This window comes from Pseudonocardia asaccharolytica DSM 44247 = NBRC 16224, from assembly GCF_000423625.1.
Classification (GTDB): Bacteria; Actinomycetota; Actinomycetes; order Mycobacteriales; family Pseudonocardiaceae; genus Pseudonocardia; species Pseudonocardia asaccharolytica.
In genome coordinates this window covers 71,213-93,695 of sequence record NZ_AUII01000006.1, presented here as the reverse complement: position 1 = coordinate 93,695, position 22,483 = coordinate 71,213, and the positions used below count along the sequence as shown (strand labels likewise).

At 72.8% G+C, this 22,483-nt stretch carries 22 protein-coding genes and 1 pseudogene; 9 read left to right on the top strand and 14 right to left on the bottom strand.

What is annotated here, in order from left to right:
• Window positions 1–27 precede the first annotated feature (27 nt).
• Entirely contained in the window at window positions 28–711 is a 684-nt protein-coding gene (locus G567_RS31945) for an alternative oxidase (protein WP_028929781.1), read from the top strand.
• 44 nt (window positions 712–755) lie between these two features.
• Window positions 756–1,658 carry a YihY/virulence factor BrkB family protein gene (locus tag G567_RS27805; RefSeq protein ID WP_051232666.1) on the top strand — a complete coding sequence of 301 codons (903 nt, stop codon included), beginning with the start codon at window positions 756–758 and terminating at the stop codon, window positions 1,656–1,658.
• On the opposite strand, the gene G567_RS34075 is transcribed toward G567_RS27805, so the two are convergent.
• The 3 genes from G567_RS34075 to G567_RS31940 all read right to left on the bottom strand — a co-directional run bounded on the left by G567_RS34075 (window position 1,633) and on the right by G567_RS31940 (window position 3,236).
• Entirely contained in the window at window positions 1,633–1,893 is a 261-nt protein-coding gene (locus tag G567_RS34075) for a nuclear transport factor 2-like protein (protein ID WP_245585608.1), read from the bottom strand. The genes G567_RS27805 and G567_RS34075 overlap by 26 nt on opposite strands.
• A 57-nt stretch (window positions 1,894–1,950) precedes the next feature.
• Window positions 1,951–2,487, bottom strand: a complete 537-nt coding sequence (locus G567_RS0109390; RefSeq protein WP_028929780.1) for an HdeD family acid-resistance protein — start codon at window positions 2,485–2,487, stop codon at window positions 1,951–1,953.
• Window positions 2,488–2,642: 155 nt separating this feature from the next.
• Window positions 2,643–3,236, bottom strand: a complete 594-nt coding sequence (locus G567_RS31940; protein ID WP_051232665.1) for a hypothetical protein — start codon at window positions 3,234–3,236, stop codon at window positions 2,643–2,645.
• A 153-nt stretch (window positions 3,237–3,389) separates the two neighbouring features.
• Here G567_RS31940 and G567_RS0109380 point away from each other — a divergent pair, with 153 nt between their 5' ends.
• The gene (locus G567_RS0109380) at window positions 3,390–4,283 is read left to right on the top strand and encodes a universal stress protein (RefSeq protein ID WP_028929779.1); all 894 of its coding nucleotides are present in this window, start codon (window positions 3,390–3,392) and stop codon (window positions 4,281–4,283) included.
• Window positions 4,284–4,290: 7 nt separating this feature from the next.
• On the opposite strand, the gene G567_RS0109375 is transcribed toward G567_RS0109380, so the two are convergent.
• From G567_RS0109375 to G567_RS0109340, 7 genes are all read right to left on the bottom strand, one after another.
• Window positions 4,291–4,950, bottom strand: coding sequence for a response regulator (locus G567_RS0109375; RefSeq protein WP_028929778.1), 660 nt, complete (start codon window positions 4,948–4,950; stop codon window positions 4,291–4,293).
• A 136-nt stretch (window positions 4,951–5,086) separates the two neighbouring features.
• Window positions 5,087–5,368 (bottom strand): hypothetical protein, encoded by a 282-nt coding sequence (locus tag G567_RS0109365; RefSeq protein WP_028929777.1) that lies wholly within the window; start codon window positions 5,366–5,368, stop codon window positions 5,087–5,089.
• A gap of 25 nt (window positions 5,369–5,393) precedes the next feature.
• The gene (locus tag G567_RS0109360) at window positions 5,394–6,419 is read right to left on the bottom strand and encodes an Acg family FMN-binding oxidoreductase (protein WP_028929776.1); all 1,026 of its coding nucleotides are present in this window, start codon (window positions 6,417–6,419) and stop codon (window positions 5,394–5,396) included.
• Between the two features lie 177 nt (window positions 6,420–6,596).
• Complete coding sequence (locus G567_RS0109355; protein WP_028929775.1) at window positions 6,597–7,799, bottom strand: Dyp-type peroxidase; 1,203 nt, start codon at window positions 7,797–7,799, stop codon at window positions 6,597–6,599.
• Entirely contained in the window at window positions 7,799–8,359 is a 561-nt protein-coding gene (locus tag G567_RS0109350; RefSeq protein ID WP_037056504.1) for a copper chaperone PCu(A)C, read from the bottom strand. The genes G567_RS0109355 and G567_RS0109350 overlap by 1 nt, the downstream gene beginning before the upstream one ends.
• Window positions 8,360–8,476: 117 nt before the next feature.
• Window positions 8,477–9,019 carry a hypothetical protein gene (locus G567_RS0109345; RefSeq protein ID WP_028929773.1) on the bottom strand — a complete coding sequence of 181 codons (543 nt, stop codon included), beginning with the start codon at window positions 9,017–9,019 and terminating at the stop codon, window positions 8,477–8,479.
• A 102-nt stretch (window positions 9,020–9,121) separates the two neighbouring features.
• Complete coding sequence (locus G567_RS0109340; protein WP_028929772.1) at window positions 9,122–10,144, bottom strand: Acg family FMN-binding oxidoreductase; 1,023 nt, start codon at window positions 10,142–10,144, stop codon at window positions 9,122–9,124.
• Between the two features lie 222 nt (window positions 10,145–10,366).
• Here G567_RS0109340 and G567_RS0109335 point away from each other — a divergent pair, with 222 nt between their 5' ends.
• Window positions 10,367–13,042: a PEP/pyruvate-binding domain-containing protein gene (locus tag G567_RS0109335; RefSeq protein WP_028929771.1), complete on the top strand. Its 2,676-nt coding sequence runs from the start codon at window positions 10,367–10,369 to the stop codon at window positions 13,040–13,042.
• An 872-nt stretch (window positions 13,043–13,914) separates the two neighbouring features.
• Entirely contained in the window at window positions 13,915–14,337 is a 423-nt protein-coding gene (locus G567_RS34790; RefSeq protein WP_161631685.1) for a MarR family winged helix-turn-helix transcriptional regulator, read from the top strand.
• A gap of 34 nt (window positions 14,338–14,371) precedes the next feature.
• Here G567_RS34790 and G567_RS0109325 read toward each other — a convergent pair whose 3' ends face one another.
• From G567_RS0109325 to G567_RS36125, 3 genes and pseudogenes are all read right to left on the bottom strand, one after another.
• Window positions 14,372–15,895 carry a GDSL-type esterase/lipase family protein gene (locus G567_RS0109325; protein ID WP_028929769.1) on the bottom strand — a complete coding sequence of 508 codons (1,524 nt, stop codon included), beginning with the start codon at window positions 15,893–15,895 and terminating at the stop codon, window positions 14,372–14,374.
• 225 nt (window positions 15,896–16,120) lie between these two features.
• Entirely contained in the window at window positions 16,121–16,426 is a 306-nt protein-coding gene (locus G567_RS27795) for a DUF3099 domain-containing protein (protein ID WP_051232662.1), read from the bottom strand.
• Window positions 16,427–16,509: 83 nt separating this feature from the next.
• A pseudogene (locus tag G567_RS36125) lies at window positions 16,510–16,755 on the bottom strand (DNA glycosylase AlkZ-like family protein); the annotation flags it as partial.
• A gap of 208 nt (window positions 16,756–16,963) precedes the next feature.
• Here G567_RS36125 and G567_RS0109305 point away from each other — a divergent pair.
• A complete protein-coding gene (locus tag G567_RS0109305; RefSeq protein WP_051232660.1) occupies window positions 16,964–17,644 on the top strand; it encodes a maleylpyruvate isomerase N-terminal domain-containing protein in 681 nt (226 codons plus the stop codon).
• 6 nt (window positions 17,645–17,650) lie between these two features.
• On the opposite strand, the gene G567_RS0109300 is transcribed toward G567_RS0109305, so the two are convergent.
• Complete coding sequence (locus G567_RS0109300) at window positions 17,651–18,598, bottom strand: LysR family transcriptional regulator (RefSeq protein ID WP_028929766.1); 948 nt, start codon at window positions 18,596–18,598, stop codon at window positions 17,651–17,653.
• Between the two features lie 114 nt (window positions 18,599–18,712).
• Here G567_RS0109300 and G567_RS0109295 point away from each other — a divergent pair, with 114 nt between their 5' ends.
• From G567_RS0109295 to G567_RS0109285, 3 genes are read left to right on the top strand one after another with little or no spacing between them, the layout of a single operon-like run.
• Window positions 18,713–19,603, top strand: a complete 891-nt coding sequence (locus G567_RS0109295; protein WP_028929765.1) for an FAD binding domain-containing protein — start codon at window positions 18,713–18,715, stop codon at window positions 19,601–19,603.
• A 1-nt stretch (window position 19,604) separates the two neighbouring features.
• Window positions 19,605–20,084 carry a (2Fe-2S)-binding protein gene (locus tag G567_RS27790; RefSeq protein ID WP_037056502.1) on the top strand — a complete coding sequence of 160 codons (480 nt, stop codon included), beginning with the start codon at window positions 19,605–19,607 and terminating at the stop codon, window positions 20,082–20,084.
• Window positions 20,081–22,483 carry an aerobic carbon-monoxide dehydrogenase large subunit gene (locus G567_RS0109285; protein ID WP_051232658.1) on the top strand — a complete coding sequence of 801 codons (2,403 nt, stop codon included), beginning with the start codon at window positions 20,081–20,083 and terminating at the stop codon, window positions 22,481–22,483. Before G567_RS27790 ends, G567_RS0109285 begins: the two co-directional genes overlap by 4 nt.

Sequence of the window (22,483 nt, the reverse complement as noted above, 5' to 3'; positions counted from 1 at the left end):
TGCTGACCGGCTGGGAGGGGAGCCGCTGTGACCGGAGCCGTCGTCCATGGCCGGCCACCACGCCTGGACCATGATCAGCTACTGCGCGCACAGGCGGAGACGCGCACGACGCCGCGTCGCCGGTACGGGGCCCTGGCGCGGCTGCTGTTCACCACCATGAACCTGCTCTACGGACGCACGCGGACCTTCTCCAAGTTCAAGGTGCTCGAACTGGTCGCGCGCGTCCCGTACCAGTCGTGGGAGCAGGTCGCCTATGTCGCGATCACCCACGTCCACAGCCGAACCGGGCTCGCTCGGCGGATCCACGACCGGGTCCGGGAGACCCGGGAGCAGCAGGACAACGAGCAGTGGCACCTGCTGATCCTGGAGGAGCTGATCGGGCGCTCGGGCAAGCGTGAGAACAGCGTCTACGGCTTCTGGCTTCCGCAGGCGATCGCGCTGGCGTACTACCAGATCTCCTGGCTGCTGTTCGTCCTGCACCCGCGATCGTCCTACCGGCTCAACGCCGACTTCGAAGACCACGCCGAGCACGAGTACATGCAGTTCGTCGCCGAGCACCCGGAATGGGAGACGACGCCGTGGGAGTGCGCCTTCGCCGCCGACTACGGCTCGTTCGACTCGCTGGCCGACCTGTTCCGGCAGATCGGCCACGACGAACGGGTGCACAAGGAGTCGTCGGTCGCGCACATGTCCGAGCCGCGCTTCCGATGACCGCCCGTGTCGCGTCCCGGCCGCGCTGAGCCGGTGCCGCCACCGTGAGCCCCGCAGTTCCGGGCCGGCGCGAGCTGCGGTCGGCGGTGCAGGCCGGGGCCAGGGTGCTGGTCGAGGACCAACTGGTGGACCGCGCGGCCGCGCTGACCTACTTCGCCCTGCTGGCGATCTTCCCGGCGATGATCGTGCTGGTCGCGGTGCTGGGGGTGTCCGTGCGCTCGGACCGGGTCGCGGACGCCGTCGTCGCCGTGATGGCCGAACTGCTGCCGGCCGGAGCCGACGGGGTGGGCCCGGCACTGCGTCGGGCTCTCGAGGCCCGCGTCCAGGCCGGGACGTTCATCGGGGTCGGGTTGCTGACCAGCATCTGGGCCGTCTCGGGCTACGTCGCCGCCTTCCACCGGGCGACCTCGGCGATCCGCGGGGCTCCCGACACCCGGCCACCATGGAAGTCGAAGCTGGCGCGGTTGCCGCTGACGCTGCTGCTGCTCGCGATGCTGGCGCTGATCACACTGGTGCTGCTGGCCACCGGCCCGCTCGGCGCCGTCCTCGAACGGACCGTCGGTCTGCCGAAGCTGCTCGCCGCGGTCTGGCACCTCGTGCGCTGGCCGGTGCTCGTGCTGGTGCTCACCCTGTTCTTCGCCCTGCTCCAGCGCGGCGGAGCGGCGTCGGCCCACGACCGTCCGACGCGCCGGAGATGGGTCAGCTGGGGCGGGGTGGCGGGCAGCGGGCTGTGGCTCGCCGCCTCCGCCGGGTTCTCCGGGTACATCACGTATGTCGCCCCGGACGTGGGCGCCTACGGGACGCTGGGGACGGCCGTGGTGTTCCTCGGCTGGGTCTGGCTGGGCAACTTCGCCATGCTCATCGGCGTCGAGGTCGACGTGCGGCTCGTCCAGCGGCGGGCCACGGCGCGGACCGACGGCGTCACCTCCCCACCCGCAGCCGCATGATCCTCCCGTCCTGGACCTCGGCCTCCGCACGGCCGGTCGGCGCGGACCGCGGGCCCTCGGTCCGCGCGCGCAGCGTCCAGACGACCCGGTCGCCCGCCAGCTGTTTCCGGGTCGGGTCCACCCCGACCCGCTGGGTGAACCGGCCGGCGAGGAAGCGGCGCAGCTGTTCGGTGCCCCGGTGCTCACCGGGCGGGAACGGGTCGTCGGAGACGAGCTCGGCGTCGTCGGCGAACAGGCCCAGCGCGGCCTCGGTTGTCCTTCTGCCGCACCGACACGACGCGTCGGCCGAGGGCTAGGACGTGTCCGCGACCGGCCGAGTACGGCCCGCGACCAGCAGCGTCGCACCCTCGAGGACGACCTGGACACCCACGAGGATCCCGAGCAGCGTGAGGGTGGTGGTGGCCAAGTTGAACAGGACGAACAGGCCGAGACCCACCGAGATGAGCCCGCTGATGACCAGCAGCCATCTCGACTGCGCGAACTGGGCGGCGACGAAGATCCGGGTGAGCCCGGTCGCCAGGAACATCGCACCCGCGAGCAGCGTGAGGCTCAACGCGCCGACCACCGGATTGCGCAGGATGAACAGGCCGAGCACGACGAGCACCGCACCGCCGAGGGCGGCCGACCAGGACCCGCCGGAGCGGATCCGCAGGATCGCCCCGACGAGCTGCACCACGCCCGCGATCAGCGCCGCCCAGCCGAGCACGAACAGCGATATCACCGTCGCCAGTACGGTGTTGCCGAGGACGTAGATCCCGCCGAGGATCAACAGGACCCCGAGGACGACGTCCCAGCCGGTCCTGCGTCGTTCGAGGGTTGGCTTGGTCATCGGAATGCCCCCTTCGGGCCGACCGGGTGCGGTCGGGAAGCATGCCGTGGTGGCGCGCTGACGTCCTCACCTGCAGCGGATGAGATGTCCGGACGGGTGGTGCCCGGGATGCCGGTGTTGCCCGACCTAGCGACGGCGCAGCTCCCGGCGAGCCGTCACCGCAGCACGGGGGTGGCGGCCGTGGGGACCGTCGGAAGGGTCAGCAGGCCGCGGCACTTCGTGATCGCGATGTCGAGCATCGCGACCAGCAGCCGGTCGCGTTCGGCGTCGGGACGGTGGCACATCGAGTGGAAGACGTGGACGTAGAGGCTGGCCAGATCCACCGAGGGGCACAGCTGCGCGAACCTCGGCCGGTGTTCGGGATCGGCGAGCCGGGCGAGTCTGCGGGTGGCGCGCTGCATGGTGTGGCGCAGCCACTCGTCGTCCGGATGTTGCGCCAACCCGGCCTCGGCGAGCGCGATGAGAAGCGTCGGGCGCACCCGGGGGTCCCGGACCCGGGTATCGATCAGTGCGGGGGCCCGCAGCACCAGTTGCTGGCGGGTGGCGTCATCGGTGATGTCGTCGTTGACCCGGCGGGCCACCCAGGCCAGCAGCGGATGGGTGCAGCGCGGCCGATCGGTGAACCGGGAGCCGGCGAGTATCGAGACGTACTCCATGAGGCAGGTCCCGGAGCGGGCGTTCGTGTGCTTGCCGCGGGTGAGCTGGGGCAGTCCGGTGGGCTGCTCGTCACGGCGGTGAAGGGCGGACATCGCTGGTAGCTCCTCTTCCACGGATAGGGTCGGCCGGGTCTGGGAGAACCGGAGTGCGGCCAGCGCCCGGCTCCATGGCCGGCGGGTGATCCCCGTCACCTGCGACCCATGATAGGCCCGGGCCGCGGACCCGGCAGAGCATGAGGAGACGCAATGAACGTTGAGGCTGGTGGACCGGTGGTGGCCGCGGTCGACGGATCGGAGCCCGCGCTGGAGGCCGTCCGCTGGGCGGCGCTGGAGGCCGGGCGGCGCAACGCGACGCTGCGCCTGGTCACCGTGTTCAACTGGCCCGAGACCCGCCATGTCGGGGAGCTCCGGCTGGGCAGCGACTACGTGGAGACGCTGCGGGAGTCGGCCCGCAGCGCGCTCGCCTTCGCCGCGTCCGAGGCCCGCGCGATGGCCGCGGGAATCGAGATCGAGCAGGAGGTGCGCACGGGCTTCCCGGTTCCGGTGCTGACCGACGAGTCACGGCACGCCCAGCTCGTCGTGCTGGGCCGGCGTGGCCTCGGCGGGTTCACCGGGCTGCTCGTCGGGTCGGTGGCCACCGGCGTGGCCGCCTGCGCGGTCAGCCCGGTCGTGGTCGTCCGCGGCCCGGTGCCCACCGGACCGGCCGCGCCGGGCGGACCGGTGGTGGTCGGGGTGGACGGGTCACCGACCAGCGAGGCGGCGCTCGCCTTCTCCTTCGACGCCGCCTCCTGGCGCGGCGCACCGCTGCTCGCGGTGCATACCTGGCTCGACGTGATGCTGGAGCCGACGATGGTCCCGCTGCTGGACTGGGACGCGATCGAGGCCGACGAGCGGGCCCTGCTGGCCGAGCGGATGGCCGGCTGGCAGGCGAAGTATCCCGACGTCGAGGTGCACCGGCTGGTCACCCGGGATCGACCGGCGCGGGCGCTGGTGCAGCAGTCGGATCGGGCGCAGCTGCTGGTGGTCGGATCCCGTGGACGGGGCGGCCTGGCAGGAATGCTGCTGGGCTCGGTCAGCCAGACCCTGCTGCGGCACGCCCACTGCCCGGTCGCCATCGTCCGTCCCCGTACGGACGGGTGACGGGGGATCAGCCCCGGTGGCCCAGCCCCGACCGGCGCAGCTCGGTCACGTAGACGGCGGCCTCGGTGCGGCGGGCGAACCCGAGCTTGTGCAGCAGGGAGGAGACGTAGTTCTTCACGGTCTTCTCCGCGAGGTGCATCTGGGTGCCGATCTGGCGGTTGGTCAGCCCGTCGGCGATGAGCCCGAGGATGCGTCGCTCCTGGGGGGACAGCGCCTCGTAGCGGGGGTCCGTGGCCTGTTCGCCCGTGCGCAGCCGTTCCAGGACCAGGGTGGTGGCGCGAGGGTCCAGCAGCGAGCCACCGGCGGCGACAGTGCGGACGGCGTCGACCAGATCCATCCCGGCGACCTGCTTGAGCAGGTAGCCGGCGGCGCCGGCCATGATCGCCCCGAAGAGCGCCTCGTCGTCGGAGTAGGAGGTGAGCATCAGACAGGCGGGCGGGGGCGACACCGCGGAGCGGACGTCGCGGCAGACCGAGACGCCTTCGCCGTCGGGCAGCCGGACGTCGAGGATGGCGACGTCGGGGCGCAGGGCGGGAATCCGGGCGAGCGCCTGGGCGGCGGTGCCGGCCTCGCCGACCACCTCGATATCGCCCTCGGTCTCCAGCAGCTGGGCGATGCCGCGTCGGACGATCTCGTGGTCGTCCAGCAGGAACACCGAGATGGTCACGGTTCCTCCAGGTCCCGGCCAACCGCCGTGCCGATGCGGCGGATGCGATCTCGAACCCCGGAAGGATAGGACGACGGGTCGCCCGGCCCCGCCCCGCGGGCCTCGCTCGCGATGCGCCGGACCGGATCGCGCTCGGTCATCGCAGTTGGCGGTCGAACACGTCGAGCACCGGACGCCGTGGGGTGCGCGGCGGGGGCATGGCGCCCGGGGCCCACCCGATCCGCAGCACGAGCTGCGCGCACAGGCTCCCAGCGAGAACGCGGTCGCGCACCGTCCGCCGGGCCGGCCCGACCTCGAGCGGCTGGGTGAGCAGGCTGCTGGCCGGCCCGGCCTCGGTGGCATGCAGCAGGACGGCGCTCGCGGCCTCGCCCGCCCGCAACCGGGAGAGCGTGCCGTTGTCGATCCGTTCGGTGATCATGTGATCCTCCGTCCTGCCGGGTCCGCTAGGGCGCGTCCGGCCCGCCGGGTACCGATCCGGCGCGCTCGGGCAGCGCCAGGTCCTCGATCGCCCGGCGCGGGGTCGCGGGGATCGGCCACCCGCGGCCGATCCGCAGGACGACGCGGGGCAGGTGGGTGCCGTCGATCAGCCTGCGCATCCGCTCGCGGATCGTGCTCACCTCCACGAGCTGGGAAAGGAAGGACACGGCAAGCCCGGAGGCGGTGGCGGTGAGCAGCACCCGCTGCATGGCCTGGCCTGCCTGCAGCTCGGCCTCCGGTCCGCTGGTGTGCGAGCTGAGCACGGCGATCAGCGGCTCGTCCTCGAAGTCCTTGCCGGCGACCCGGACCCGGCCCCGGCCGTTGGTGAAGTCGCGCAGCACCCATACGTCCTGCGGCGCCGGGAGCGGGCCGCCGGCGCGGGCCGGAACCCCGTCGGGACGGTCACCGCCGGTCCCCGTCCAGGAGGCCAGCTCGGCGCGGAACGCGGGGTCGGACATCTGGATGTCGTGGGCGCGCGCGGCCAACCGCCGCAGCTCCGCGCGCTGCCCTCGATCCTGCACGAGATGCAGCCAGGCACCCTCCTCGTGCGCCGCGCGGCGCAGCGCGTGCTGTTCCGGGGTGGCGACGAGGGTGTCGCTGAACGGCTGCCGGTTGGTGCGGCGCAACGGGATCGCCCGCCGCAACCGTTCGAGTTCGGGAGTCGTGCCCTTGCGCCCCCCGTGCCGGACGGCGGCGAGCAGATCCGGCCGATCCCGGTCGGGCAGCACCGTCACGATCGGCCGGATCCCGAAGTCGCGCAGCGTCGTGCGGATGTTGAACAGCGCCGCCCCGCAGCTGAGCCGCAGCTCGACCCCGGTCGGGTCGGCGACGAGCAGCTGGCGCCGCGGGTCGGCGTACAACTCGATCACCTGTTCGGTCAGCCGGAACCGCCACGGTTGGGTGTTGTGCACCGATGGGGCGCGGCTCGCGGCGTCCAGCAGTACGCGCACCTGCTCCTCGGTGAGACCGAGCGCTGTCGGGATCCGAGTCATGTCGAGCTCGCCCCCATTGAGAGATCGTCGAGAGGCCGGGCGGCGCTGGTGCGCCGTTGCTCTCACGATGCTTCCCGGGGCGGCCCGGCGATACCGTCGAAGGTCCTTCGCGGCCGGGGTGATGGGCCCTGTGGGGCCGCCGGGCGGCGGAGATGATCACCTTCGCCGCCCGGCCGCTCACGGCTCCAACAGGCGCTGGCCGAGGTACTCACCGGGGCGGCAGCCGCCCGGGACGGCGAACACCGCGGAACCGATCGGCGTCGTCCACTGGTTGAGCAGATCCAGCTGGTCGAGCCTGCGCTGGATCGGCGTGAACTGGGCGTCGATATCCGCCTGGAACGACACGAATACCAGGCCGCTGTTCGACAGCTCCCCGGCCGGGGGCGACTCGTCGTAGTTGTAGGAGCGACGCAGGAACCGGTGGTCCGGGTCGTCCGAGCGGGCCCGGCGGATATGGGCGAAGGATTCGATCACCGGCAGCTTGAGCTCGGTCATCGCCTCCAGATCCGGCTCCTCATGCTCGTGCGTGCCGGTCAGCGGGGCCCCGTTGTCGAGGCGCCGCCCGATAACCTGTTCGCGGGCGGGCCGATCGAGCTCGTCCCAGGTGTCCAGATTCATCGCGATCCGCCGCACCACCATTCCCGTTCCGCCGTGCAGCCAGGCCGGCCCCTCGGGGCCGATCCAGATCAGCCGGTCGTCCTCGGTTCCCGGAATCGGGTTGCTGGTGCCGTCGACCTGGCCCATGAGGTTGCGCATGGTCGTTCCGGGGGTGACCGTGCCCGGGCTGTTGCGAAACCCCCGCTGCACCCAGCGGACGGTGGCGAACGTCCGCGCCTCCTTCACGAGCACCCGCACCGCGTGGGCGACGGTGATCTCGTCGTCGGCGCAGATCTGCAGCAGGAGATCGCCCCCGCTCCAGGCTTCCTGCAGCCGGTCGACCCCGAACGCGGGCAGCGGGGTGAGCCATCCGGGCCGGAGGTCCTCCCGGCCGGCCGCGGTGAGGACCCCGGGCCCGTAGCCGACGGTGACGGTCAGCCCGGCCGGCACCGCGGCCAGTTCCGGCTCGGTATCGGTCAGACCGGGCGCGCCGCGGGTGAGCCGCTCGATGTCGTCGGTCCAGACCCGCATGAGGCGCACCAGCGCCTCCCGGTCGACGCCGTCGACGAGGTCGAGGGCGACGAAGGACGCGAAGGCCTGCCCCGGTGTCACCACACCCGCCTGGTGCTCGCCGTGGAACGCGACCGTCGCGCGTCCCGGGGAATCCGGGGCGGCCGGCTCCGGGTCCGCGTCGAGCAGTTCGCGGCCGCCGAGAGCGGCGGCGCCACCGAGCACCGCCGCACCCGACGCCAGGAATGCGCGACGCCCGAGGCGTCGGGCCATCAATGGCCCCCGTGCCCGTCGTCCCCGTGCTCCCCGCCCTGGTAGTTCTCGTTGGCCCCGGTGTAGGAGCGGGCGACCACGCTGACCTCGACCCGGGAACCGTCCTCGGCGGTGAGGGCGACCGGGACGTCCTGGCCGGGCTGGATCGGGCTGGTGAGCTCCATGAACATCAGGTGGTCACCGCCGGGTTCGAGCCGGTACTCGCCGCCGGCCGCCACGACGAACCCGTCCGTCTTCTCGCGCATCACCATCTCGCCGCCGTCACCGTGGGCCATCTCGTGCAGCTCCATGGACTTCGTGATCGGCGAGGTGGCCGAGACGATGTGGATGTCGGCGCCGGAGCTGTTCACCAGCTTGCCGAAGGCGCCGGTCATCCCGTGGTCGGCGGCCTTGACCCAGCCGTCGATGAGGACGAGGGAGGACACCGAGGGCTTCTCGGTGGCGGCGTCGGCGGCGGTCGGGGAGTCGCCGCAGCCCGCGGCACCGACGGCCACGCCGAGGACGAGAGCGGTTCCGGCGAGGCGGTGCGACAGCCGGGTACGGGTGTGGAACACGGTCATCTCCTGGAGACAGGGTGTGGGGACGCCGAGGGGCGCGCCGGCGCGGACCGTGCACAGGCGGGCGTGATCGGCGCCGCAAACGACGTCGGCGAGGCAGCCCGGGACCGGGCTGAGTGGTCAGGAAGCGGCCGAGAGGGGCCTGGCCGGCGCCGGCGGCCCGCGCCGGGCTGCCGTCAGGAGCAGGACGAGTCGTGGCCGGGGCGCTCGTCGCGTCCACCGGCGGGGCGGGCGGGCCGGCACCGGAAGCCACAGCGTGACCGCGGTCGGCAGCAGACGCCACAGCCAGGACCACATCGCCCACAGGGCTCGCTCGCCGCGCAGCAGCACACCCGTGCTGACCACCGTGGCGACGACGTGCGCGACGAGCATGGCCGGGGACGCGGACCCCTGGCCCATCGCATGGGCCGGGGCGCCGATGGTGAAGACGTGGTGCAGCGCGAACTGGCCGACGGCGAGCAGGGCGAGCAGCGCCGCACCGGAGAAGCGCTGCCCCGACACGGCCGACACGATCAGCAGGACGAGGGCGGATCCGGCCGCCAGCGTCGGCCCGGGTACAGACGCGCCGCCCAGCGTGTGCGCGGCGGCGGCGAAACCCACGACCGTCGCCGTGACGGCCGTGGCGCGCACCACGCGCAGCACACCCGTCCCCGGCGAACCCATGGATACACGGTAGATCGAGGGCGGCTCGGCGCGGACACCGGCCGAGGGCGCCGCGTCAGGACGCCAGCGCGACGCTGCCGAGGACCACCAGCGCGGCGACCTTCAGCCTTCCTTGACCGCCGGCTGCAGCACCGAGCTCAGCGGCCTGCGGGGAGTCGCGGGCAGCGCGGGGCCGGCCGGGACCCGGCCTACCCGCATGAGCAACTGCGGATGTTCGGGCACCCGCAGCACCGTGTCGGCGAGGGCGCGGCGGGTGTGGGCGATCTCCACCGCCTGACTCAGCGGCGTGGTGGCCAGCCCGAGACGCGTCGCGGTCAGCAGCACCGCGCTCGTCGCCTCGCCGGCGCGCAGCCAGTCGGAGACCTCGTCGCCCGCGGTGGTGAGCACCATCAAAACGGCGCCGTCCTCGTCGGCGGACAGCACGTGGTGGCCGGTGCCCAGCCGGCCGCTGGGAAACCGCCGCAGGCCTGTGCCCTCCGGTCCGACCTCGTGGTGGGCAGGGAGCGCGGTGGCCGGTATCCCGTCCCGGCCTCCCGGGTACCGACGGGTCCAGATCGCCAGCTCCGCGGGATAGCCGGGAACGAACCGCTGGCGCGTGGCGGCCTCGCCGAGCAGACCCACCAGGCGCTCCCGGGCCTCGGCGCCGACCACCGGATGCAGTTCGGCGCCCTGCCCGGCGGCCGCCTCGGCCAGCTGCCGCAGCCGGCCCGGCCCCACGGGCTCGTCCGGAAAGACCCGCCGATCCGTGTGCCGCCGGTCGATCGCGGCGGCCAGCGCCGCATCGCGGGGGTCGGGCTGGCCCTCGGTGGCGCGAAGGAGGGCGAGCAGCGTGCGGTCCTCGGGGTCGGGCAGCCGCCGGGTCGTCGTGGCCACGCCGAGGCCGGCGAGCGCGACGCGCAGGTGATGCAGGGCTGCCCCGCAGCTGATCACCAGGTCGCGCCGGTCCGGGTCGGTGCCGATCAGCTGCCGGTTGAGATCGGCATAGAGCCAGACCGCATCGCCGCGGATGCGCCAGCGCCACGGCTGGGTGTTGTGCACCGACGGGGCGCGCAGCGCATGCTCCACGGCCCGCGCGAGAACGTCGCGCGCAACGGGCCCGGCCCGGGGATCGTCGCTTGCTGCCATGTCCCCACGTTCGTCCCGTCGGTGCGGCGTCGCCAGGGCCGGAAGGCTCGGCGCGCCGGGACTCTCGGACCCTGCCGCCCAGCGCGTTATGGAGCCACAACGTGCTGGGGTCGGGCCAGGGAGCACGTTATGGCTCCATAACGCGCTCCGTGGGTGGGGTGGGACGGCGACGAAATTTTCATCGGCCGTTGAACTTCAGGCCGGACGGCGCTACCGTCAACCATGGCCAGCCCGCAGCCGTCCGCCCTCGCCGCCGACCGTCCCCTGGTTCTGGATCTCGCCGGCCTCACCGGCGCGTCGTGGACGCAGGTCGGGGGCAAGGCCGCCCACCTCGGTGAGCTCATCGCGGCCGGGCTGCCCGTCCCGCCCGGCTTCTGCCTCACGACCGACGCATACGCCCAGGCCGCCGACGCGGCCGGGCTGAGCGGGCAGGCCGCGGGGCCGATCACCGCCGCCGACGCGGCCGCGCTGCGCGCGCGGCTGCGCGCCGTCCCGATCCCCGGGCGGATCAGCGCGCAGGTGGCCGCGGCGTACGCCGGCCTCGGCGCCGACGTCCCGGTCGCCGTCCGCTCCTCGGCGACCGCGGAGGACCTGCCCGACGCGAGCTTCGCGGGCCAGCAGGACACCTATCTCAACGTCGTGGGCACCGCCGCGGTGCTCGAGGCGGTGCGGTCCTGCTGGGCCTCGCTGTGGACCGAGCGCGCCGTCGCCTACCGCGCCTCGGCCGGGACCGACCGGTCCACGGTCCGGCTCGCCGTCGTCGTCCAGGTGATGGTCGACGCCCGGGTGGCCGGGGTGGCATTCACCGCCGACCCGGTCACCGGCGCGCGCGGCCGCACCGTGATCGACGCCAGCCCCGGGCTCGGTGAGGCCGTCGTCTCCGGCGCGGTGAACCCCGACCATTTCGTGATCGACGCGACCGGGAGGATCGTCGAGCAGCGGCTGGGCGACAAACGGGTGGAGATCCGGGCGCTGCCGGGCGGCGGAACGCAGCGGCGGGACCGTCCGGCCGACGCCACGCCGTGCCTCACGGCGGCGCAGCTGGCGCGGATCGCCGCAGTCGGCGCGCGGGTCCAGGAGCACTACGGCGCCCCGCAGGATCTCGAATGGGCGATCGACGCCTCCGGCGCGGTCTGGCTCACCCAGGCCCGGCCGATCACGACGCTGTTCCCGCTGCCCGAGCCGGCCTCCCCCGGGCACGTGTACTTTTGCGTGAGCCTGGCCCAGGGCCTGGTCCGGCCGCTGACCCCGATGGGGATCTCGGCCTTCCAGGTCGTCGGCGCGGTCGCCGCGCACCACCTGTTCGACGTCCCGCTCGGCGACCCGCGCCTGGGCCCGCGCGGTTTCGCCACGGCGGGCGGGCGGTTGTTCGTCGACGCCACCCCCGCGCTGCGCAGCCGAGTCGGGCGGGCGCTGGTGCCGCGGGTGTTCGACGTCATGGAGGCCCGCTCGGCCGTGGTGCTGCGATCGCTGCTCGACGATCCGATCTATGCCGTGGAGAAGAGCGCGTGGTGGCCGCTGGTGCGCCGGGTGGCGCGGCTGTCGGTGCGGTTCCGGATCCCGCTGCGGCTGCTGCGGGCGCTGGCCTCGCCCGCCGCGGGCCGCCGCCACCTCGCGCGGGTGGACGTCGGGCTCGCCACGGTGACGGCCGTGCGGCCCGGGCTCACCGCCGCGCAGCGGCTCGGGGAGGTCGAGCGGCTGCTGCGCGGGGTGTATCCGCTGCTCCTCACGGTCGTCCCGGTCCCCGCGGCGGGGTTCGCGATGCTCGAGGTTGCGCGCAGGCTGGCCGGCCCGGACCTCGCCGCCGACGACGTGCACGAGGTGCTGCGATCGCTGCCGCACAACGTCACGACCCAGATGAACCTGGCGCTGTGGGCGCTGGCCGTGCGGATCCGGGAAAGCGTCGAGGCGGCGGCCGCGGTCCGCGACGAGACGCCCACGGAGCTGGCCGAGCGTTACCACCGCGGCGCGCTGCCCGCCGTGTTGCAGCACGGCGTCGCGGGGTTCCTGCGGGCGCACGGGCACCACGCGGTCGCGGAGATCGACCTCGGGATGCCGCGCTGGTCGGATGACCCGGCCTATCTGTTCGGGGTGCTGGCCGGCTATCTGCGGCTGGCCGCGGACCGGAACGGTCTCGCCCCGGACGCCCAGTTCGCCCGGGGGGAGCGGTCCGCGGCGGCGGCGATCGCGACGGTGGTCGGCCGGGTCCGGTGGCGCTCCCGGCCGCGCGCGGCCGCGGTCGGCTTCGCCCTCGGGCGGGTCCGCGCGCTCGCCGGGATGCGCGAGACGCACAAGGACCAGCTGATCCGGGTGTTCGCCGCGGCCCGCACCCAGCTCGGGCTGGTGGGCCAGGAACTGGCCGGGCGCGGGCTGCTCGACGACCCGGCCGACATCTTCTTCCTCGACCTCGTGCAGGCCGCCGAGGCCGTGGCCGGGGCGGACCTGCGGTCGCAGGTCGAACGCCGGCGCACTGACTACGACCGGGAACTGCGTCGCCGGCAGGTTCCGCGGGTGATGTGCTCCGACGGGACCCAGCCCGAGGCCGTCCGGACCCCGGCGGCGGGGGCCGCGGGAGCGCTGATCGGCAGCCCGGCCTCGGCCGGGGTCGTGACGGCACCGGCCCGGGTGGTCCTCGACCCCGATGACGCCCGGCTGGAGCCGGGCGAGATCCTCGTCGCGCCCTCCACCGATCCGGGCTGGACGCCGCTGTTCCTCACCGCGGGGGGCCTGGTCATGGAGATGGGCGGGGCGAACTCGCACGGGGCCGTCGTCGCCAGGGAGTACGGCATTCCCGCGGTCGTCGGCGTCCCGGACGCCACGGCGCTGCTCGCGACCGGCGACATGATCACCGTCGACGGCGCGGCGGGCAGCATCGTGCGCGCGGACCCGCGGGGCTGACCGGGCGGCACCGCCCGGACCACCCTCATTTCCGGGATGTTCGGCTCCATTCAGACCGTTGTCCGGCGGTTTCAGAATTCCTTCTCACGTGCCTGGAGAGATGGCGTGAAGTAAGGCGGCCGGATGCGCCGGGCGGGACTATTTCAGGCGTGCGGATATGTCCACCGCCGACCGCCCGAACGTCGCGACCGCACAGCCTTCCGATCGGCTGCGCCGGGCCTGTGGGGTGCGTACTCGGGGTGGGTGGCGACGCCGCGGGCCCGGTTCGTGCCGTTCGGCACCGCGCCACCCCTGGTCGGGGTGCCCGCGCGAAGCGAGCGCAGGTGCGGCGGCCGCCATGGCGCTTCGGCCTCGGTGGACCACGTGGCGGCCCGGACACTGTCCAGGTTGTTTCTCGTGGATAGTGTCCCGGCCACCTCTCCGAATGGGCAGGTAATGGTCTGGATCAGACGATGAACCCGGCGTCATCGGGTCGATGTACGGCGCGGCACCACCGCGCGCATCCGGCCCTCCGCCCGTTCCGGCTCCGGGCCGGATGGCGTTCCTTCGGTGTCTGCGAAGAAATGCCCTCGGCTAATCACTGCCCCGCCGCGATCACTGATGGCGGCAGCGGCGCTAGGCCGACCCGTGACAGGTGCCCCCAGGAGAAGGTCTGTTCGCGCATTACTCGCTATTATTCTGACATGGCGGGTGGGCCCTCGGCACGGCGACGAGATCGGGCAGAACCGGCCGGTACCGTACGTGCAGAAAGAATCGGAAGCGAACGATCGAATCCACGATCCGTCGCGGAGCTGCTCGCTGATCGGCAGACCGCCGGGGAGCGGGTCGATCTCCAGGCGCTGACGACGGTCTCGAGCATCCAGCGGATCGCGATGCGCATCCGCCATCACCTCGAGCAGGGTGTGCTGAAGCAGAGCGAGCTGACCTGGACGGGTTTCGTCGTCCTCTGGGTGCTCTGGCTGCACGGCGAGCTGCAGACCCGCCACCTGGCCGAGGAGGTGGGCGTCAACCGCAGCACCCTCAGCGGCGTGCTCGCCACCCTGGAGCGCCGGGGGCTGCTGACCCGTCGCGCGCACGAGACCGAGGGCAGGCTCGTCATCGTCGAGCTCACCGGCAAGGGCCGCCAGCTCATCGAGGAGCTGTTCCCGCGGTTCAACGCCGAGGAGAGCTTCGTGGTCTCCTCGCTCAGCGCCGACGCGATGCGCAGGTTGGGCAACTCGTTGCGCACCATCGGCGAGCGGCTCGACTCCGAGGAGGGTCGGCAGCGTCGCGCCCGCGGGCTGCGCGATCGGTGACCCCGCCGCAGTAACCCCGCCGCGGGGCCCCGCCTCAGGGGAGCGGTTCGAGCAGTCGCGCGGTGGCCGCGGCCATCCGCAGCGAGCCCACCCCGGTGGGGTGGAACGGATGGGGAGCCGCGAGCCCCTGCAGATCGGGGCCCAGCGCATCGCCCGCAGGCCCGGTGCACAGCTGGGCGAGCCCGGGCCGGGCCACGTCGAAACCGTACTTCTCGGCGCCGCTGCGCAGGATGGAGTTGAGCGCGGCGTTGCGGGCGCTCAGCAGCTCGATCTTGGCCCGGTCCAGCCCGGCGACGCCGGGGGGACCGTGCGAGTCCGGACAGTCCGCGTCGGGGTCGAACACGTCGTACGACGTCATGATCACGACCTGGGGCCGCTCGGGCAGCTCGCCGAGGTCCTGCAGCAGATTGCCGTACTCGCGGTCGAATGCGGCGAGCCGGTAGTCGAACTCGCCCTGCGTGAGGTTGTCCGTGCAGTCGGGCGCGCCGTAGCAGTAGCTGAGGAAATCGGCCCAGCCCAGATCGTTGGGGCCGATCGCGACGACGACGAAGCGCAACCCGTCGATCTGCTTGAGCAGGCCGACCTGGGCCGGCACCGTCTGGTCCCCGCGCTGTTGCGGTCCGCGCAGGCCCTCGGTGATGGTCGCACCCGAACACGCCAGGTTGCGCACCTGGGTGGTGAGCAACCGGCCGAGCTCGCGGGCCAGCGAGTCGGCGCTGCGCTCGCAGGCGAGATCCGCGGGCGTGGCGTCGGGGATCGGGGGTCCACCCACCCGCGCCACCCGGGAGTCGCCGATCACGGCGCCGGTGTAACCGAACACCTTGGGCCCCACCGGTGCGGGGGAGACGTGGTAGGTGCCGACGAGATCGGAGAGGGAACTGATGTGCGCTAGCCCGCGCACGGTGCCCTGATAGGCCATCGCTCCGCACGCACCCCAGGCCAGCAGCGACGCGGTCAACGCCAGCACGGTCATCCGCCCGAGCGTCCCCGCGCTGCGATGCCAGATCTCGGCGATGCTGAGGTGCGCGCGGTCGATCCGGCTCTGCCGTCGCAGCAGGGCGAGGATCCGGATGCAGCCGGCGATGGCACTGGCCGCGAGGGTGATGGCGACCAGGCCGAGCGCGCCGAACGCGTACCAGCGCAGAAACCCGTTGGTCAGCGTCGTCGTGGCGTCCTCCCGCGCCTGCCGGGTGCGATCGGGGTCGAGCACCTCCGCCGCCGCCGCGTTGCGCTGCACCGGACCCAGCACGAGCTGCGGGCGCAGCGGGCCGTAGACCCGAAGCCGCGGGATGTCGAGTTCGGTGTTGCCGATCTGGACGAGCTGCGCGGGCCCGGCCACCGACAGCGTCGGCGTCCGGGCGCCGACGCTGATGTGCTGGCCGAGTGTCACGATCTCCTGGTTCGGGGTGAGCGCGACCGCGGCCGGAATACCGGCGAACACGCAGAGCGCGATGAGCAGCAGCGTCGGCCAGGAACGCAGCTCGCGCAGCAGGCCCCCGAGGTGGCGCCGGGGATGCCGCCGCGGCGGCTCGGGACGGCGCTGCGCGGTCCTCAGCATCGGGTCGGTCCTTCGGCAGCAACGGCGCGCATCACCCCATCCAGCCTCCCACAGCACCATGCGCCTGCGGCACGGCCGAGCCGGCGCCCGCAGCGACCGACGGACGGCGCGATCATCCCTCGCACACCACGTCGGCGGCCGGCTTGTCGTCGCGCAGGCCCAGGTAACGGGAATGGTGCACCCGTTCGCGTTCGCCGGGGGACGGCGCATCCAGCGCCGGGTGCGTCACGAGTCCGAGGTGCCCGGATCGTGCGGCGACGAAACGTGGCCCGGCCCGCCCGGACGCCGGGTGCGCTCGTTGGCCAGCACGACGGCGACCCAGGGCAGCGGACCGGTCACGATCAGGATCGCCAGCCCGACCCAGAACGCCTGGAAGTACAGCAGCGCGCCGATCGTCAGCCCGACGAGATGCACGGCCATCAGGGTCGAGTAGACCCGTTCCCGGTGCCGCCGCTCCTCGGTCGGTGACATCGGCGCGTCGGTGATGACCGGTGTCCGGTGCCGCCGGAACCGCTGTCCGTGGGTACTCATCGCATCCCCACCATCCGCCCGTTTGCCGGGAACCGCATGTCGGGCTGTGACCAGGAAAGCACAGCTCGGTGCGGAACAGGGGCTCAGGACGAGGCGAGTTCGCGTTCGAACGGAGTGCGGAAACGCGGGGTGACGCGGGTGCCGTCCAGCTGGTCGGCCAGCCGTCCCGCGGCGGCCTCGACCGCCGCCTGTGCCTCGGCCCCGACGTCCTCGAGCAGCCGGACGACGACCTCGCCGTCGCGGCGCTGACCCCAGCTGCCGACGATCCGCCCGTCCCACCACACCGTGGGCCCGATGTTGCCGCTGTGGTCGAACAACGCGGGCCGATGCGCGCGTCGGGCACCAGCCGGTGACGCACCGCGAGCCGGGCGCGTCGCTGCGCCACACCGACCGTCCGAACCGCGTTCATTTGGTGATCCTCCGGGATGCCGTCGTCCGCCCGATTCTCCGGAATACTGCGGGTTCGGCCGGCGGGCCGGGTGCCGGTCGGCGTCTGCCCGGCTCGATCGCCAGGTATGACAGGTATGAGGAGCAGCGGTGTGCCGCAGTACCAGTTCACCATCGACGCGGGAGCTGGCCGGTGAGGTCCACCGGGATCTCGTCGGGCTGGTGACGTCGCTGGCCGAGCCCGAGGGGTGGGCGGCGACGGCGTGTGCGGGCTGGTGCGTGCGCGACCTCGTGGCGCATCTGCTCGGCGGGGTCCGCCATGCGCTGGTCGCGCTCGGCACCCCGGCCGACGGGCCGCCGGACATCGACGCCATCCGCTACTGGACCCCCGGCCTGCTCGCCGACCCGTCCCCCGGTGCCGACCGGCGTGGCGTGCGGGTTCTGGCCAGCCTCTATCCGAGGATCGAGCAGCTGGCCACCGAGTATGCCGATGCGGTCGCCGCGCTGCTGCACCTCGGCGCGGGAGTGGCAGGCGAGGCGGTGGTGCGCACCCGGGGGCGGGCGCTGCGGGTCGACGACCTGTTCCACATCCTCGCCGTGGAGGCCACCGTGCACCACGACGACCTCGTCGCCCATCTGGACCGGCCCGGTCCGTCCGGGCCGGGGCTCACCGCCGTCCGCGCGGTACTCGACGGGCTGCTCGGCAGCGCGGTCCCCGTCCCGTGGGACGATGTGTCCTACCTGCGGGCCGGTACCGGCCGGGTGCCGCTGACCGCGCGGGAACGAACGCTGCTGGGAGCCGACGCGTACCGGTTCCCGCTGTTGGGGTGACAGGCTTCAGTTCCAGAGCGTCACGAACACCGGTGGCCGGAACCGCGACGGCGGGACGCCGGCGCCCGGAGCCCGCAGCAGCTTCATCGCCTCCGGGGTGTCGAGGAAGCGGCGCAGCGAGCCCGTGGACGCCGACCGCCGGTCGGCCGGCAGGGTGGTGGCATACCAGCTCAGTGCGACGGGGGTGCCGGGAACCTCCACGACCTGTAGCTCCCGGCGGCGTAGCTGATGGGCGGCCAGATGCGCGATCCCCGGTGCGACGCCGGTCCCACGCGCCGCCGCATCCCACGCCGCGGTCTGGTTCGGATAGACACTCACCCGCGACTCCGGGATGCCGAGCGTGCGCAGCAGCCGCGCGATGTCGCTGCCGGGATCGGTGCCGGACGGATCGACCAGCCATCGCCACTGCGCCGGGGCGCCGCGCGGCGGCGTGTCCGGCGCCGCGAGCACGACGAGCCGGCACCGGAAGATCGGGTCGCTGACCAGGCCGAGGCTGCGGTCGGCCCCCAGATAGGGCCCGAGCGCGACATCGGCGAGCCGCTGCGCGACCAGCACGGCCATCTCCGCCACCCCCGCCACCCCGGAGGAGACCTCGACGCCGTTGCCGCTGCGGGTGCTGAACGCCGCGGCCAGCGGGCCCGCGACGAACTCGACGATCTCGCTGGGTGCGATGAGCCGGAGCTGATCGGGCGCGCCCTGCGCCGAACGCACCGCGGCCTCGGCATCGGCGCCCAGCCCCACCATCTGGGCGGCGATCGTGACCAGCCGTTTCCCGCCCTCGGTCAGCACCATGCCGGCATCCCCGCGGATCACGAGGGAATCGCCGAGATGGCGGCGCAGCGCCGCGAGCGCCTGAGAGACCGCCGGCTCGCTCACCCCGAGCGCCGTCGCCGCCGCCCGGACGGAGCCCAGCCGGGCGACGAGCACGAAGGCGCTCAGTTGCGTCAGTGTCACCTGACACAGTGTGCGCGACCAGGGGATTAAGCGAAGGGTTATCCGGCTCTTGAACCCGAACGTGATCGGCATCACGATGATGTTCATTCGTCCAACCGGAGCACGGGAGGGACCATGCAGGTGCCTGCCCAGTTCGAGTACGCGAGGGCGACGAGCGTCGCGCACGCCATCGACCTCCTGCGCCGCCACGGCCCGGAGTCCCGCCTCGTCGCGGGCGGACACAGCCTCATCCCCATGATGAAGCTGCGGATCGCCAACCCTGAGACATTGATCGACATCAACGACCTGGCGGAGCTCACCAGGATCGGCCTGGACTCCGGACTGCTGCGGATCGGCGCGCTGGTCCGGCACGCGGAGTTGCTGGACTCGGCCGTGGTCGGCGAGCATTTCGCGATCTTCCGCGACGCCGAGCGGGTCATCGCCGACCCGATCGTGCGCAACTGGGGCACCGTCGGCGGATCGCTGTGCCAGGCCGATCCGTCGGAGGATCTTTCGGCCGCGTTCAGCGCGGTCCGCGCCATCGCGGTCATCCAGGGCGCCGACGGCGAGCGCACCGTGCCCGTGCGCGAGTTCCACACCGGGCCGTACCAGACCGTCGTCGGTGCCGCGGAGATCCTCACCGAGCTGCGGGTCCCGATCCGGCCGGGCGGCGGCAGCGCCTACACCAAGGTCGAACGCCGGGCGGGCGACTGGGCGGTGGCCGCCGCGGGCGCCGTACTGTGGCTGGACGGGAACACCGTGTCCGATGTCGGCATCGGGCTCACCGCCGTCGGCGCCGCCCATTTCGCCGCCGAGGAGGCCGAGGACTTCCTGCGCGGCAGACCGGCCACCGAGGAGAGCTTCGCCGCGGCGGGGCGGATCGCCGCCGCGCACTGCAACCCGGTGGCCGACCAGCGGGGCCCGGTCGACTACAAGCGTCATCTGGCCGGGGAGCTGACCACCCGGGCGCTGCGCCGGGCCGCCGCCCGCGCCGCCGGCGCCGCCGTCGAGACCGAGGGGGCCTGACATGCAGATCACCGTCACCGTGAACGGCGCGGAGCGCACGGTCGAGGTCGAGCCCCGGCTGCTGCTCGTGCACCTGCTTCGTGACCATCTCGGGCTGACCGGCACCCACTGGGGCTGCGACACGTCCAACTGCGGGACCTGCGTCGTCTGGTTCGACGGCACCCCGGTGAAATCGTGCACGGTGCTCGCCGCGATGGCCGACGGGCATGAGGTCCGCACCGTCGAGGATCTCGCGACCGCCGACGGTCTCGACCCCATCCAGCAGGCCTTCTCCGACCACCACGGCCTGCAGTGCGGGTTCTGCACCCCCGGGATGTTGATGACCGGCCGCTGGCTGCTCGACCGCAACCCGGATCCGTCCGAGCAGGAGATCCGGGAAGCCATCTCCGGGCAGGTCTGCCGCTGCACCGGCTACCAGAACATCGTCCGCTCGGTGCGTGCGGCGGCCGAGCTGTCGCAGGTGAAGGGAGCCCGAGCATGAGCGCGGGAATCGACTCGATCACGGCCGCCGCGACCACACCGCGGGGCTACGGTCCGATGCGCCGCAAGGAGGACGCCCGGTTCCTGCGCGGCAAGGGCCACTACCTCGATGACATCCGGCTGCCCGGGATGCTGCACGGGGCGATCCTGCGCAGCCCGTACGCCCACGCCTGGATCACCGCGATCGACACCAGCGCCGCCGAGGCTCACCCCAAGGTGCACGCGGTGATCACCGGGGAGACCCTGGCCGGGCTGGGCCTGGCCTGGATGCCGACGCTCAGCCACGACGTGCAGGCCGTGCTGGCCACGGACAAGGTCCGGTTCCAGGGGCAGGAGGTCGCGTTCGTCGTCGCCGAGGACCGCTACGCCGCCCGGGATGCGCTCGGGCTGATCGACGTCGAGTACGAGCCCCTCACCCCGGTCGTGGATGCTCGAAAGTCCCTTGATCCCGACGCGCCGCTGATTCGAGACGACATCACAGGACGTACCGACAACCACATCTTCGACTGGGAGGCAGGCGACGCCGCGGCCACCGACGAGGTGTTCGCCCGGGCCGACGTCGTGTCCTCGTGCGACATGGTCTACCCGCGGACGCATCCGGCGCCGATGGAGACGTGCGGCTCGATCGCGAGCATGGACCCGGTGACCGGCAAGCTCACCGTGTACACGACCACCCAGGCCCCGCACGCGCACCGCACTGTGTATGCGCTGGTCGCGGGCCTGCCCGAGCACAAGATCCAGATCATCTCGCCGGACATCGGCGGCGGGTTCGGCAACAAGGTCGGGATTTATCCGGGATATGTCTGCGCGGTCGTCGGGTCGATCGTCACCGGCGCCCCCGTCAAGTGGGTGGAGGACCGCTCCGAGAACCTGATGAGCACCTCCTTCGCCCGCGACTATCACATGCACGGCGAGATCGCGGCGACCAAGGACGGCACCATCCTCGGGGTCCGGGTGAAGGTGCTCGCCGACCATGGCGCGTTCAACGGCACCGCCCAGCCGTCGAAGATGCCGGCCGGGCTGTTCCACGTCTTCACCGGCTCCTACGACCTGCAGGCGGCGCACTGCGCCGTCACCGGCGTCTACACCAACAAGGCGCCCGGCGGCGTCGCCTACGCCTGCTCGTTCCGGATCACCGAGGCGGTGTACCTGATCGAGCGGCTGGTCGACGTGCTCGCGACCGACCAGGGGTGGGATCCTGCCGAGCTGCGGATGAACAACCTCATCCGGGCCGAGCAGTTCCCCTACACGACCGCGACCGGTTGGGAGTACGACTCGGGGGACTACCCGCAGACGCTCCGGCTGGCGCTGCAGATGGTCGGCTACGAGGAGCTGCGCCGCGAGCAGGCCGCCCGGCGCGCCGCGTTCGAGCGCGGCGAGGCGAGCGAGCTCATGGGTATCGGGCTGTCGTTCTTCACCGAGGCCGTGGGCGCCGGACCGCGCAAGCACATGGACATCCTCGGGCTCGGCATGGCCGACGGCGCGGAGCTGCGGGTGCATCCCACCGGAAAGGCCGTGCTGCGCCTGTCCTGCAAATCGCAGGGCCAGGGGCATGAGACGACGTTCGCTCAGATCGTCGCCGAGGAGCTGGGGATCTCCCCGGACGACATCGAGGTTGTGCAGGGCGATACCGACCAGACCCCGTTCGGGCTGGGCACCTACGGTTCGCGTTCGACACCGGTGTCGGGTGCGGCCGCCGCGGTGGTGGCGCGCAAGGTCCGGGAGCGGGCCCGGATCGTCGCCGCCGCGATGCTCGAGGTCTCGCCCGCCGATCTGGAATGGTCGAAGGGCAGCTTCCACGTCAAGGGCGATCCTTCGGCGTCGAAGGCGATGGCCGAGATCGCGATGGCCGCGCACTCGGACCTGGAGCTGCCCGAGGGCGTCGAGGGGCATCTGGACGCCACCTGCGTCTACAACCCGCCCAACCTCACCTACCCGTGCGGCGGCTACGTCTGTGTCGTCGACGTGGATCCGGGCACCGGCCAGGTGAAGGTCCGCCGGTTCGTCGCCGTCGACGACTGCGGGGTGCGGATCAACCCGATGGTCGTCGAGGGGCAGGTGCACGGCGGGCTCGCCGACGGCATCGGGATGGCGCTGATGGAGGTGATGGCGTTCGACACCGACGGCAACCATCTGGGTGCGTCGTTCATGGACTACCTGCTGCCCACCGCGGTGGAGTGTCCGTCGTGGGAGCTGGGGGAGACCGTGACGCCCTCGCCGCACCACCCCATCGGCGCCAAGGGCGTCGGGGAGTCGGCCACGGTCGGCTCGCCGCCCGCCGTGGTCAACGCCGTCCTCGACGCCATCGGGGTGCGGCATGCCGATATGCCGCTCACCCCCGCGCAGGTGTGGCGGGCCATGCAGGGCCGCCCGCTGCGCACCGACCTGGCCATCGGGTGA

Excerpts from the sequence above, each read along its gene's own strand:
- G567_RS0109390 (WP_028929780.1), bottom strand. The coding sequence starts at position 2,487 with ATGACCAAGCCAACCCTCGAACGACGCAGGACCGGCTGGGACGTCGTC.
- G567_RS31940 (WP_051232665.1), bottom strand. The coding sequence starts at position 3,236 with ATGTCCGCCCTTCACCGCCGTGACGAGCAGCCCACCGGACTGCCCCAG.
- G567_RS0109380 (WP_028929779.1), top strand. The coding sequence starts at position 3,390 with ATGAACGTTGAGGCTGGTGGACCGGTGGTGGCCGCGGTCGACGGATCG.
- G567_RS0109365 (WP_028929777.1), bottom strand. The coding sequence starts at position 5,368 with ATGATCACCGAACGGATCGACAACGGCACGCTCTCCCGGTTGCGGGCG.
- G567_RS0109360 (WP_028929776.1), bottom strand. The coding sequence starts at position 6,419 with ATGACTCGGATCCCGACAGCGCTCGGTCTCACCGAGGAGCAGGTGCGC.
- G567_RS0109355 (WP_028929775.1), bottom strand. The coding sequence starts at position 7,799 with ATGGCCCGACGCCTCGGGCGTCGCGCATTCCTGGCGTCGGGTGCGGCG.
- G567_RS0109350 (WP_037056504.1), bottom strand. The coding sequence starts at position 8,359 with ATGACCGTGTTCCACACCCGTACCCGGCTGTCGCACCGCCTCGCCGGA.
- G567_RS0109345 (WP_028929773.1), bottom strand. The coding sequence starts at position 9,019 with ATGGGTTCGCCGGGGACGGGTGTGCTGCGCGTGGTGCGCGCCACGGCC.
- G567_RS0109340 (WP_028929772.1), bottom strand. The coding sequence starts at position 10,144 with ATGGCAGCAAGCGACGATCCCCGGGCCGGGCCCGTTGCGCGCGACGTT.
- G567_RS0109335 (WP_028929771.1), top strand. The coding sequence starts at position 10,367 with ATGGCCAGCCCGCAGCCGTCCGCCCTCGCCGCCGACCGTCCCCTGGTT.
- G567_RS34790 (WP_161631685.1), top strand. The coding sequence starts at position 13,915 with ATGCGCATCCGCCATCACCTCGAGCAGGGTGTGCTGAAGCAGAGCGAG.
- G567_RS0109325 (WP_028929769.1), bottom strand. The coding sequence starts at position 15,895 with ATGCTGAGGACCGCGCAGCGCCGTCCCGAGCCGCCGCGGCGGCATCCC.
- G567_RS27795 (WP_051232662.1), bottom strand. The coding sequence starts at position 16,426 with ATGAGTACCCACGGACAGCGGTTCCGGCGGCACCGGACACCGGTCATC.
- G567_RS0109295 (WP_028929765.1), top strand. The coding sequence starts at position 18,713 with ATGCAGGTGCCTGCCCAGTTCGAGTACGCGAGGGCGACGAGCGTCGCG.
- G567_RS27790 (WP_037056502.1), top strand. The coding sequence starts at position 19,605 with ATGCAGATCACCGTCACCGTGAACGGCGCGGAGCGCACGGTCGAGGTC.
- G567_RS0109285 (WP_051232658.1), top strand. The coding sequence starts at position 20,081 with ATGAGCGCGGGAATCGACTCGATCACGGCCGCCGCGACCACACCGCGG.